This is a genomic window from Variovorax paradoxus (genome assembly GCF_040544635.1).
Taxonomy (GTDB): domain Bacteria; phylum Pseudomonadota; class Gammaproteobacteria; order Burkholderiales; family Burkholderiaceae_C; genus Variovorax; species Variovorax paradoxus_R.
Genome location: NZ_JBEPKJ010000019.1, coordinates 39,341 through 52,025, shown reverse-complemented (window position 1 = coordinate 52,025; position 12,685 = coordinate 39,341). Strand labels below are relative to the sequence as shown.

10 protein-coding genes are annotated in these 12,685 nt (G+C 68.8%); all 10 read left to right on the top strand.

Annotated features, from left to right (window positions below):
• Window positions 1–23: 23 nt before the first annotated feature.
• Complete coding sequence (locus ABIC94_RS25800) at window positions 24–1,316, top strand: NAD(P)/FAD-dependent oxidoreductase (RefSeq protein ID WP_354375838.1); 1,293 nt, start codon at window positions 24–26, stop codon at window positions 1,314–1,316.
• Between the two features lie 82 nt (window positions 1,317–1,398).
• Window positions 1,399–3,021 (top strand): ABC transporter substrate-binding protein, encoded by a 1,623-nt coding sequence (locus ABIC94_RS25795; protein ID WP_354375837.1) that lies wholly within the window; start codon window positions 1,399–1,401, stop codon window positions 3,019–3,021.
• Window positions 3,022–3,185: 164 nt separating this feature from the next.
• On the top strand, window positions 3,186–4,142 hold the full coding sequence (locus ABIC94_RS25790) for an ABC transporter permease (protein WP_354375836.1): 957 nt from the start codon (window positions 3,186–3,188) through the stop codon (window positions 4,140–4,142).
• Between the two features lie 10 nt (window positions 4,143–4,152).
• Window positions 4,153–5,058: an ABC transporter permease gene (locus ABIC94_RS25785; protein WP_354375835.1), complete on the top strand. Its 906-nt coding sequence runs from the start codon at window positions 4,153–4,155 to the stop codon at window positions 5,056–5,058.
• On the top strand, window positions 5,058–6,719 hold the full coding sequence (locus tag ABIC94_RS25780; protein ID WP_354375833.1) for an ABC transporter ATP-binding protein: 1,662 nt from the start codon (window positions 5,058–5,060) through the stop codon (window positions 6,717–6,719). The genes ABIC94_RS25785 and ABIC94_RS25780 overlap by 1 nt, the downstream gene beginning before the upstream one ends.
• Complete coding sequence (locus ABIC94_RS25775; RefSeq protein ID WP_354375832.1) at window positions 6,716–7,804, top strand: tartrate dehydrogenase; 1,089 nt, start codon at window positions 6,716–6,718, stop codon at window positions 7,802–7,804. Before ABIC94_RS25780 ends, ABIC94_RS25775 begins: the two co-directional genes overlap by 4 nt.
• 40 nt (window positions 7,805–7,844) lie before the next feature.
• A complete protein-coding gene (locus tag ABIC94_RS25770; RefSeq protein ID WP_354375831.1) occupies window positions 7,845–9,323 on the top strand; it encodes an NAD-dependent succinate-semialdehyde dehydrogenase in 1,479 nt (492 codons plus the stop codon).
• Window positions 9,324–9,514: 191 nt separating this feature from the next.
• Window positions 9,515–9,892, top strand: a complete 378-nt coding sequence (locus ABIC94_RS25765; protein ID WP_354375830.1) for a c-type cytochrome — start codon at window positions 9,515–9,517, stop codon at window positions 9,890–9,892.
• 38 nt (window positions 9,893–9,930) lie between these two features.
• Window positions 9,931–10,404, top strand: coding sequence for a (2Fe-2S)-binding protein (locus tag ABIC94_RS25760; RefSeq protein ID WP_126748614.1), 474 nt, complete (start codon window positions 9,931–9,933; stop codon window positions 10,402–10,404).
• A gap of 13 nt (window positions 10,405–10,417) precedes the next feature.
• Window positions 10,418–12,679, top strand: coding sequence for a xanthine dehydrogenase family protein molybdopterin-binding subunit (locus ABIC94_RS25755; protein ID WP_354375829.1), 2,262 nt, complete (start codon window positions 10,418–10,420; stop codon window positions 12,677–12,679).
• The last annotated feature ends 6 nt before the right edge of the window (window positions 12,680–12,685 follow it).

The following is a 12,685-nucleotide window of genomic DNA, read 5'->3' as shown; positions in this document are numbered from 1 at the left end:
TCCAGATTGAAACGCCCCACGCCATGAAGCTCGACTCCTACTGGACCGATTCCGCGCCGGCCTTCTCTCCCGCGGCGCATGCGCTGCCGGCGCAGGTCGACGTCGCCATCGTGGGCGGCGGCTTCACCGGCCTGTCGGCAGCGCGGGCGCTGGCCAGCCGCGGGGCCCGCGTGGCGGTGCTGGAGGCCGGCACCCGCGTGGCGGCAGAGGCATCGGGCCGCAACGGCGGACACGTGAACAACGGGCTGGCCGTGGACTATGCCGAGGTAGCAGCCAAGGTCGGCATTGAAAAGGCCCGCGCCTGGTACCGCGCCTACGACGATGCGGTGGACACCGTGGCGCGGCTGGTGCGCGACGAGGCGATCGACTGCGACTTCATGCGCCACGGCAAGCTCAAGCTCGCCACGCGCGCCAACCAGATGGCGGCGCTCGAACGCAGCGCGCAGCGCCTGGTGGCTGACGGCGTGGACACCGACGTCGAGATCCTCGATGCAGCGCAAGTGCACAGTGAGGTGCAGAGCGAGCGCTTTCACGGCGGCCTGCTCTACAAGCGCAGCGGCCAGATGCACATGGGCCGCTTCGCCCAGGGCCTGGCCGCGGCCGCGCAGCGCCATGGCGCGCAGATTCACACCGGCACCGCGGTGAACCGCATCGAACGCCTGGGCCAAAGCCATGCGCACCGGCTGCACACCGCCGGCGGCACCGTCACGGCGCAGCAGGTGCTGCTGGCCACGGGTGCCACGCGTCACGGCGGCTATGGCAGCTTCGGCTGGCTGCGCCGGCGTATCGTGCCGATCGGCAGTTTCATCGTCGTGACCGAGCCGCTCGGCGCGGAGCGCGCACAGGCGCTGCTCGCGGCCCGGCGCACCTACACCACGGTCGCGAACATCCATCACTACTTCCGGCTCACGGCCGATCACCGGCTGGTGTTCGGTGGCCGCGCGCGCTTCTCGGTTTCCAGCCCGCAGGCCGATGCCGCCAGCGGCGAGATCCTGCGCGCCGGGCTGGCCGAAACCTTTCCGCAGCTCGGCGCCGTACGGCTGGACTACTGCTGGGGCGGACTGGTCGACATGACGCAAGACCGCCTTCCCCACGCCGGCGAGCGCGACGGCCTCTACTACGCCATGGGCTACAGCGGCCACGGCACGCAGATGTCGGTTCACATGGGCGAGCGCATGGCGGCCGTGATGAACGGCGACGCCAGCGCCAACCCCTGGCAGGGCCGCGACTGGCCCGCCATTCCCGGTCACTTCGGCGCGCCCTGGTTCCTGCCGGCGGTCGGGCTTTACTACTCACTCAAGGACAAGCTGGCCTGAGCGCCGCGCGAGTCCATCGTTTTCGTTCCGTGTTTGTTTGTTCTTCAACCATCAGTCATCGGCTTCACAGGAGTACCCCACCATGAGCGACAGCAGCAACAAGAGGTTCGAAAACCTCGTCGGTCCCGGCGAAAGCCTTCGTGTGATGGAGTCGCTGAAACGCGGCGCCTCGCGGCGCGACATCCTCACGATGCTGATGGCCGGCGGCATGCAGGCCACACTCGCCGGCAGCCTCGCCGGCATGGCGGTGTCCGCCCATGCGCAGACGCCCAGGAAGGGCGGGCGCATTCGCGTGGCAGGCGCCACGGCCGCCGCCACCGACACGCTCGATCCGGCCAAGCAGTCGAACCAGACCGACTACTCGCGCTGCAACATGATCTACAACGGCCTGACCTCGCTGGACGCCAGCCTCACGCCGCAGCCCGCGCTGGCCGAATCGTTCACCACCAAGGACGCCAAGACCTGGGTCTTCACGCTGCGCAAGGGCGTGGCCTTCCACGACGGCAAGGCGCTCACGCCGGCCGACGTGGTGTTCTCGGTGATGCGTCACAAGGAACCGGCCACGGCTTCCAAGGCCAAGGTGCTGGCCGACCAGATCGAGAGCGCCAAGGCCACCGGCCCGAACGAGGTCACCTTCGTGCTCAGCGCGCCGAACGCCGACTTGCCGGTGATCCTGGGAACCTTCCACTTCCAGATCGTCAAGGAAGGCACCACCGACTTCAATGCCGGCATCGGCACCGGCCCCTACAAGCTCAAGGAATTCAAGCCCGGCGTGCGCTCGCTGATGGTGCGCAACGACGCCTACTGGAAGCCCGGCAAGCCCTACCTCGACGAAATCGAGTTCGTGGGCATCGGCGACGAGAGCGCGCGCGTCAACGCGCTGCTGTCGGGCGGCGTGGACCTGGTCGGCTCCGTCAACCCGCGCTCGGTGGAGCGGGTGAAGGGAACGCCCGGCTTCGGCATCTTCGTGACCCAGTCCGGCCAGTATTCCGATCTGGTGATGCGCAAGGACGTGGGCCCCGGTGCCAACCCGGACTTCGTGCTCGGCATGAAGCACCTGTTCGACCGCGAGCAGATGAAGAAGACCATTGCGCTCGACTACGCCGTGGTCGCCAACGACCAGCCCATCGACCCGACCAACCGCTTCTACTTCGCCGGCCTGCCGCAGCGCCCCTTCGACCTCGACAAGGCGAAGTTCCATCTGCAGAAGTCCGGCATCACCGGCAAGGTGCCGATGGTGGCCTCGCCCGCGGCGCTGTATTCGGTGGAGATGGCGCTGCTGCTGCAGCAGACGGCGCAGCGCGCGGGGCTGGAGATCGACATCAAGCGCATGCCGGCCGACGGCTACTGGTCGAACCACTGGCTCAACAGCCATGTGGGCTTCGGCAACGTCAACCCGCGCCCGAGCGCCGACGTGCTGCTGACGCAGTTCTTCCAGTCGGGTGCGGCCTGGAACGAGTCGCGCTGGAAGAGCGAGAAGTTCGACCAGTTGCTTGTGGCTTCGCGCGCCGAGACCGACCTGGCCAAGCGCAAGCAGATGTACGCCGACATGCAGACCATGATCCACCAGGACGCCGGCATCGGCATCCCGTTGTTCCTCTCGAGCATCGACGGTCACACCTCCAAGCTCAAGGGCCTGTCGCCCATCCCGCTGGGCGGCCTCATGGGCTACAACTTCGCCGAGAACGTATGGCTGGAGGCATAGGAGTGAGCTCTCCCCCAAGCTTGCTCACTTCGTGTAGCCGCCACCCCCCTCACCGGGGGCAACACCAGCGGCCCGGCAAAGCCGGTTCCGCGGTGTTCCCCGAACGGGCCTGGCTTCGCCGGCCGCGGTGGGCGTGAAGCGCATAACGCAGGGAAGTCACTGATATGAATCACGTCATTCTCAAACTCCTCGCCCAGCGCATCGCGCTGGCGCTTCTGTCGCTGCTGACGGTATCGGTGATCGTGTTCTCGATCACCGCGGTGCTGCCCGGCGATGCCGCGCAGGAGCAGCTCGGCCAGGACGCCACTCCGGAGGCCGTGGCCGCGCTGCGCGCGCAGATGGGCCTGGACGTGCCGGCGCCCGAACGCTACGCGAAATGGCTGTTCGGCATGGTGAAGGGCGACCCCGGGCTCTCCGCAACCACGCAGCTGCCGGTGGCCGAGCTGATCGCCAGCCGCCTGCCCAACTCGCTGCTGCTGGCCGCCGTCACGGCGCTGTTCTCGGTGCCGATCGCGCTGGCGCTCGGCATTGCCTCGGCGGTGTGGCGCGGCTCGTGGTTCGACCGCGCCGCCTCGACGGCGGCGGTAGGCGTGGTGTCGGTGCCGGAGTTCCTGGTCGCGACGCTGGCGGTGCTGGTGTTCGCGGTCCAGTTGCGCTGGCTGCCGGCGCTCTCCTTCGTCAACGACATCGAGTCGCTGGGCCAGTTGCTGCGCGCCTTCGCAATGCCGGTGCTGGTGCTGTGCTGCGTGATCGTCGCGCAGATGATGCGCATGACGCGCGCCGCGGTGATCGACCAGCTCGAAGCCCCCTACATCGAGATGGTGCGGCTCAAGGGCGCCTCGCCGATGCGCATGGTGCTGGCGCACGCGCTGCCCAATGCGGTGGGCCCGATCGCCAACGCCGTGGCGCTGAGCCTGTCGTACCTGCTCGGCGGCGTGATCATCGTCGAGACCATCTTCAACTACCCCGGCATCGCCAAGCTGATGGTCGACGGCGTCTCGCAGCGCGACATGCCGCTGGTGCAGACCTGCGCCATGATCTTTTGCTGCGCCTACCTGATCCTGGTGACGACGGCCGACATCTGCGGCATTCTCGCCAACCCGCGGCTGCGGCACCGCTGAAGGAAGCTCCATGGAAACGTCCACCTCTCCAACGGTCGCGAGCGCCACGGCTTCCCTCGCGCCCATGCCGCAAGAGCGCCGCGGCGGCCCGCTGCGCTGGCTCACCGGCTTCGGCCCATCGGGCCTGCTCGGCCTCGCGGTGCTGCTGTTCTGGCTGCTCGCGGCGCTCCTCGGCCCCTGGATGCTCTCGCACGGCACGGCGGCCGCGGGCACCTCGAACGTCTTCGCACCGATCAGCGCGAAGCACTGGCTGGGCACCGACTACCTCGGCCGCGACATGCTGGCGCTCATCATCGAGGGGGCGCGCTACACGATCGGTGTCGCGTTGTTTGCCACGCTGCTGGCCAGCGGAACCGGCATCACGCTGGCGCTGCTGGCCGCCGCCAGCGGCCGCTGGATCGACGCGGTGCTCAGCCGCGGCCTCGACACGCTCACGGCAATCCCGAGCAAGATGTTCGCGCTCATCATGGTGGCGGGCTTCGGCTCCTCGGTGCCGATGCTGGTGGTCACGGCGGGCATCATCTACGTGCCGGGCGCCTACCGCATGGCGCGCTCGCTGGCCGTCAACATCAACGCGCTCGACTACGTGACCGTGGCGCGCACGCGCGGCGAGGGCACGCTCTACATCATGCTGCGCGAGATCCTGCCCAACATCCTGGGCCCGATGCTGGCCGACCTCGGCCTGCGCTTTGTCTACGTCGTGCTGCTGCTGGCGAGCCTGAGCTTCCTGGGCCTGGGCATCCAGCCGCCGGCGGCCGACTGGGGCTCGCTGGTGCGCGAGAACATCGGCGCGCTGGCCATGGGTGGCGCCTCGGTGATCGTGCCGGCGCTCGCCATCGCGAGCCTGACCATCGCGGTCAACCTTGTGATCGACAACCTGCCGGGCCGCACCGCCCGCGAAAGAGGAGCACGCTGATGGGCGCACCACTCACTGTCCAAGGCCTGCGCATCGTGGCCGGCGACACCACGCTGGTCGATGACTTGAGCTTTTCCGTGCAGCCCGGCGAGGTGCTGGCGCTGATCGGCGAATCGGGTTCCGGCAAGACCACCACCGCGCTGGCGCTGATGGGCTATGCACGCCACGGCTGCCGCATCTCGGCCGGCCGGGTGCAGATCGGCGACACCGATGTGCTGGCACTCGACGCGGCGCGGCAGCGCTCGCTGCGCGGCCGCACGGTCTCCTACATCGCGCAGAGTGCGGCCGCCTCGTTCAATCCCTCGCGCACGATCATGGACCAGGTGGTCGAGCCGACCGTCATCCACGGCCTGTGCAAGCGGGCCGAGGCCGAGGCGAAGGCGGTGCAGCTGTTCCGCGAGCTGGCGCTGCCCGATCCGGAAACCATCGGCGCGCGCTATCCGCACCAGGTCTCGGGCGGCCAGCTGCAGCGGCTGATGGCGGCGATGGCGCTGATCGGCGACCCCGACCTCGTGATTCTCGACGAGCCGACCACCGCGCTCGACGTGACCACGCAGATCGAAGTGCTGCGCGCCTTCCGCCGCGTGGTGCGCGAGCGCCGCGCCACCGCCGTGTACGTGAGCCACGACCTGGCCGTGGTGGCGCAGATGGCCGACCACATCCTGGTGCTGCGCAACGGCAAGATGAGCGAGCTGAACGCCACCGAGCAGATCCTTTCTGCCCCGGCGGACGACTACACCAAGTGCCTGCTGGCGGCCGCGCGGCCCGCGGTGCGCGCCTCGGGCCAGGTCTCGGGCGATTCCGGGCTGCTGCTCCACGTGAACGAGCTTTCGTGCGGCTACGGCGCTGTGGACTCGAAAGGCCAACCGGCCAAGCTCATCCTCGAGGACATCAACCTCAAGCTCTACCGCGGGCAAGCCATCGGCGTGATCGGCGAGTCGGGCTCCGGCAAGACCACGCTGGCGCGCGCCGTCGCCGGCCTTTTAAAGCCCTGCCACGGCAGCGTCATGTTCGACGGGCACGCACTCAAGCCCACGCTGCAGCAACGCAGCCCCGAGGAGCTGCGCCGCATCCAGATCGTCTTCCAGATGGCCGACACGGCGTTGAACCCGTCGCAGACCATCTGGCGCATCCTGGCGCGGCCGCTGCAGTTCTACAAGGGCTTGCGCGGCGAACCGCTCAAGCGGCGCATTCATGAACTGCTCGACCTGGTGAAACTGCCGCGCTCGGTGGCCGACCGCCTCCCGGGCGGACTTTCGGGCGGGCAGAAGCAGCGTGTCAACCTGGCACGCGCGCTGGCGGCCGAGCCCGACCTGATTCTGTGCGACGAGGTGACCTCCGCGCTGGACACCGTCGTGGCCGCGGCGGTGCTCGACCTCATGGCCGAGCTGCGGCGCGAGCTCGGCGTGTCCTACCTCTTCATCAGTCACGACCTGCACACCGTGCGTTCGGTGTGCGACGAGATCGTCGTGATGCAGCACGGGCGCAAGCTCTCGCAAGTGGCGCGGGTCGACTACGACCGCGGGCCGCATCACCCCTACTACGAACTGCTGGCGCGCTCCGTGCCCGAGCTGCGCCGCGGCTGGCTGGACGACATGGACCGCACGGCGGCCGCAGCGGCAAGGGCAACCGCCCCATCAACCAGAGAGGCTCGGATATGACCCCCACGTTCCGGATTGCGCTGATTGCCGGCGACGGCATCGGCAAGGAAGTGATGCCCGAGGGCCTGCGCGTGGTGCTGGCCGCCGCCGAGCGCTTCGGCTTCGAGCTCGACTGCCGCACCATCGACTGGGCCAGCTGCGACTACTACGCCGAGCACGGCCAGATGATGCCGGACGACTGGAAGGAGCAGCTGCGCGGCGTGGACGCGCTCTACTTCGGCGCCGTCGGCTGGCCGGGCACCGTGCCGGACCACGTCTCGCTCTGGGGATCGCTGCTCAAGTTCCGCCGCGAGTTCGACCAGTACATCAACCTGCGCCCGGTGCGCCTGTTCGAAGGCGTGCCCTGCCCGCTGGCTGGCCGCAAGCCCGGCGACATCGACTACCTGGTGGTGCGCGAGAACACCGAGGGCGAATACACCTCGCTCGGCGGCGTGATGTACGAAGGCACCGAACGCGAGATCGTGATCCAGGAATCGGTCTTCTCGCGCCACGGCACCGACCGTGTGCTGCGCTACGCCTACGAGCTTGCCGAAAGCCGCGCGCGCAAGCACCTCACGGTGGCCACCAAGAGCAACGGCATCGCGATCAGCATGCCGTGGTGGGACGGCCGCGCCGATGCCATCGGCCGCGACTACCCCGACGTGACGGTCGACAAGCAGCACATCGACATTCTCTCGGCGCGCTTCGTGCTGCAGCCCACGCGCTTCGACGTGGTGGTGGCGAGCAACCTGTTCGGCGACATCCTCTCCGACCTCGGTCCGGCCACCACCGGCACCATCGGCCTTGCGCCGTCGGCCAACCTCAACCCCGACCGCAAGTTTCCGTCGCTGTTCGAGCCCGTGCACGGCTCGGCGCCCGACATCTACGGCCAGAACATCGCCAACCCCATCGCCATGATCTGGTCGGGTGCGCTGATGCTCGACTTCCTTACACAGGGCCAGGGCGCGGGCCGCGCCGCGCACGACGCCATCCTCGGCGCCATTGAGGCGGTGCTGCGCGAAGGACCGCGCACGCGCGACCTGGGCGGCACGGCCTCGACCACGGAGCTGGGCATGGCCATTGCCGAGCGCGTGTCCGCGGCCTGAAGCCCACCCCCGCCAAAATTTTTCAAGAACTTTTCAGACCATGCCACTCACCCTCCAACGCCAAGACCTGCTGCCGGGCCGCCAACTCATCGGCGCCGAATGGCGCGAAGCCAGCGATGCGCGCCGCCTCGACGTGACCGACCCCGCCACCGATGGCGTTTTTGCAAGCGTGCCCGACGGCACGGCCGCCGATGCGCGCGCCGCGGTAGCTGCCGCTCACGCCGCCTTCCCGGCCTGGCGCGCCGTGCCCGCCAAGCAGCGCGCACAAATCCTCAAGCGCTGGAACGACCTCATGCTGGCGCACCAGGAAGACCTGGGTCGCCTCATCTCGCGCGAACAGGGCAAGCCGCTTGCCGAGGGCCGCGGCGAAGTGGCCTATGCGGCCAGCTACGTCGAGTGGTTCGCTGAAGAAGCCACGCGCGCCAACGGCGACGTGATTCCCGCGCCGGTCACGGGCCGCCGCATGCTCGCCGTGAAGGAACCGGTGGGCGTGGTCGCCGCGATCACGCCGTGGAATTTTCCGGCCGCGATGATCGCCCGCAAGATCGCGCCGGCCCTGGCCGCGGGCTGCACCGTGGTGTGCAAGCCGGCCGAGGACACACCGCTGACTTCGCTCGCGCTCGTGAAGCTGGCCGAGGAAGCGGGCGTGCCGGCGGGCGTGCTCAACATCGTCACCGCCTCACGCGAACGCACGCCCGAGGTGGTCGATGTGTGGCTCGCCGATCCGCGTGTGCGCAAGATCAGCTTCACCGGCTCCACGCCGGTCGGCAAGCACCTGGCGCGCGCCTCGGCCGACACGCTGAAGAAGCTGTCGCTCGAACTCGGCGGCAACGCACCCTTCATCGTGTTCGAAGACGCCGACATCGATGCCGCGGTCGAAGGTCTCATGGCCGCCAAGTTCCGCAACGGCGGCCAGACCTGCGTGTGCCCGAACCGCGTGTTCGTGCAGTCGAAGGTGCACGATGCCTTCGTCGACAAGCTGGCGGCACGGGTCGGCGCACTCAAGGTCGGCCCGGCCGCCGAGCCCGATTCGCAGATCGGCCCGATGATCAACGCGCGCGCGGTCGACAAGATCGAGCGCCACGTGCACGACGCCGTGGCCCGGGGCGCACGCATCGTGGTGGGCGGCGAGCGGCTGCGTTCGGCGCGCTGCAACGGCCCCAACTACTACGCGCCCACCGTGCTGGTGAATGCCGACGCAACCATGGCGTGCAGCTGCGAAGAGACCTTCGGGCCCGTGGTGCCGGTCACGCGCTTCGAGACCGAAGCCGAGGTGGTGGCCGCCGCCAACGACACGCCCTTCGGCCTTGCCGCCTACTTCTATTCGAACGACGTGCGCCGCATCTCGCGCGTGGCAGACGCGCTCGAATCCGGCATCGTCGGCATCAACGAAGGCGCGCTCGCCGCCGAGGCCGCGCCCTTCGGCGGCGTGAAGGAGTCGGGCTACGGCCGCGAAGGCTCGGTGCACGGCCTCGACGACTACATGCACACCAAGTATCTCTGCCAGGGCGGCCTTTGAGCGTGCTCCCGCGGGTGGCCTCGGCGCGCCCGCGGAATTGACCCCGGGGCCTCCCGGCCCCGTGGCTCGGCCTTGTATTTTGAAGCCCGACTTCAAAAGGCATGCTGTATTGGCCACTATCTCTTTCAGCCCCCCGTCTCTACAGTCGCGCATCACACGATGAGCGCCGCAACACAAGGGGCCTGAAAGAAATGAACGAAGACCGGAAACCGCAACGCGGCCCTGGCCGCACCACCACCATCCCGCGCGCCTTGCTGGCTTCGCTCGTGGCCGTGCCGTGCATTGCCGCAGGCATTGCCTGGCCAGCGCCTGCCGCGGCCAGCCAGGCGCTGGCCCAGAAGTACGCATGCGTTGCGTGCCACCAGGCCACGGCAAAAGTAGTGGGGCCCTCCTGGAAAGACATCGGCGCAAAGTATGGCGACGGCAAGGGAACGGCCGCGCAGCTGGCTGCAAGCATCAAGGCCGGCAGCTCCGGAAAGTGGGGGCCGATGCCGATGCCCGCGCAAGCACAGGTTCCCGATGCCGACGCACAGTTGCTCGCGCAATGGCTGCTCGACGGCGCCAAGTAGTCACAAGAAATCATCCCCCACCTTGCGGAGAAAAGAACATGAGCGCGCTCCACGTCAATGGCCGTGAACACACGGTCGACGCCGACCCCGGCACCCCCATCCTCTGGGCCCTGCGCGACTCGCTGGGCATGACCGGCACCAAGTTCGGCTGCGGCGCCGCGCTGTGCGGTGCCTGCACCGTGCACCTGGACGGCCAGGCCATCCGCTCGTGCATCACGCCGATTTCGGCGGCCGAAGGCAAGAAGATCGTCACCATCGAAGCCGCCACCGACGGCAGCGACCGCGTGGGCGCGGCCGTGCACGCCGCATGGGTCAAGCACGACGTGGCGCAATGCGGCTACTGCCAGAGCGGCCAGATCATGAGCGCCACGGCATTCATCAAATCGCTCCCACCCGGCAAGCAGCCGAGCACCGACGAGATCGACTCGGCCATGGCCGGCAACATCTGCCGCTGCGGCACCTACGCCCGCATTCGGGCCGCGGTGGCAGACGCCGCCAAGACCCTGGCCTGAAGGAGCACCCGACATGTTGTTGCCCACCCATATCGATCCGAGCGAACTGCCGCGCGCCCTGCAACGCCTGATGGCCGCAAGCCAGCCTGAGCCCGGCGCCGGCGCCGCCGCCCTGCCCCGCCGCAGCTTCCTGAAGCTGGCCGGCGTCGGCGGCCTGGCGATCGGCGCGTTTCCCCACATGGCCATGGCGCAGGCCGACGGTGCGGCCAAGCCGGCCGGCGGCCTCAAGCCCACGCAGCAGCCGCTTGCCTTCGTGCAGATTGCCCCCAACGGCGAAGTCACCGTGACCCACAACCGGCTCGAATTCGGCCAGGGCGTGCAGACGGGCCTGCCGATGATCCTGGCCGAAGAGCTCGATGCCGACTGGAGCCTGGTGCGCAGCAAGAGCGGCACCAACGATGCCGCCTACCACGACCCCGTGTTCGGCATGCACCTGACCGGCGGCTCCAACTCCATCAAGAACAGCTTCACGCAATACCGCGAGCTCGGCGCGCGCGCACGGGCCATGCTGCTTTCGGCCGCCGCTGCGCGCTGGAACGTCGACGTGGCCACGCTGCGCACGCAGGCCGGCACGGTGCTGGGCCCGGGCGGACGCAAGCTGGGCTACGGCGAACTGGCCGAAGCCGCCATGGCGCTGCCGGTGCCCGAGAAGGTCACGCTGAAAGATCCGAAGGATTTCAAGATCATCGGCCGCCCCACCACGCGGCTGGATGCACGTGCCAAGAGCAGCGGCCGGCAAGACTTCGGCATCGACGTGAAGCACGCCGGCCAGCTCACGGCCGTGGTGGCCCATCCGCCGGTGTTCGGTGCGCGCCTGAAGTCGATCGACGACAGCGCGGCGCGCGCCGTCAAGGGCGTGAAGGCGGTGCTGCGCGTGCCGCTCGATCGCGGCGCCGAAGGCGTGGCGGTGGTGGCCGACGGCTACTGGCCAGCCAAGCTGGGCCGCGATGCGCTGAAGCTGCAGTGGGACACCTCCGCCGTCGAGAAGGTCGACAGCGAAAAGCAGCTGGTGCAGTACCGCGAACTGGCCGCCAAGCCCGGCCCGCGCAAGTTCGACGCCGACATGGCGCCGCTGGCCAAGGCGCCCAAACAGCTCGAAGCCGAGTTCGTGTTCCCCTACCTGGCCCATGCGCCCATGGAGCCGCTGAACTGCACCGTGAAGCTGTCGGCCGATCGCGCCGAGCTCTGGGTCGGCACGCAGAGCGCCGGGCTGGACGCCGCCGCGGCGGCACGTGTGCTCGGCCTCAAGCCCGAGCAGGTGAGCGTGCATGTGCAAATGGCGGGTGGCGGCTTCGGCCGGCGCTTCGTGGGTTCGAGCGACTATGTGGTCGAGGCCTGCCAGATCGCCAAGGCCGCGCGCACCGCGGGCCTGACTGCGCCGGTGCGCCTGCTGTGGAGCCGCGAGGACGACATCAAGGGCGGCTACTACCGCCCCATGCACCTGCACCGCGCACGCATCGGCTTCGACGAGCGCGGCAAGGTGCTGGCGTGGGACCACGTCATCGTGGGCCAGTCCATCCTCACGGGAACGGTGTTCGAGTCGTTCCAGGTCAAGGACGGCATCGACGCTTCGGCGACAGAAGGCATGCGCGAGCCCTATCCGCTGCCGATGCGACTGACCGTGCACCACCCCAAGGTCAACGTGCCGGTGCTGTGGTGGCGCAGCGTGGGTTCCACGCACACCGCGTTCGTGATGGAAACGCTGATCGACGAGATCGCGCACAGCACAAAGCAGGACCCGGTGGCCTATCGCATGCAGCTCTTCGGAGACAAGCACCCGCGCCATCGTGCCGCGCTGCAGCTGGCGGTCGACAAGAGCGGCTACGGCAAGAAGCAGCTGGCACAGGGCCGCGCCTGGGGCGTGGCGGTGCACGAGTCCTTCCAGTCGGTGGTGGCCTACGTGGTGGAGGCTTCGGTCAAGGACGGCCAGCCGGTGCTGCACCGGGCGACCGCCGGCGTGCATTGCAACCTGGCCGTCAACCCGCGCAGCGTGGAGGCGCAGGTGCAGGGCGCCGCGGTCATGGGCCTGTCGATGTGCCTGCCGGGCGGCGCCATCACGCTGAAGGATGGCGAAGTGCAGCAGAGCAACTTCGGCGACTTTGCCGTGGCCCGCATCACCCACATGCCGGAGTTCGATGTTCATGTCGTGCCCAGCGCCGATGCGCCCACCGGCATCGGCGAGCCCGGCCTGCCGCCGCTCGCGCCGGCGTTCGCCAATGCGCTCGCGCGGCTGACGGGCAAGCCGCTGCGCCAGCTGCCTTTCAACCTGGCGTAAACGCTG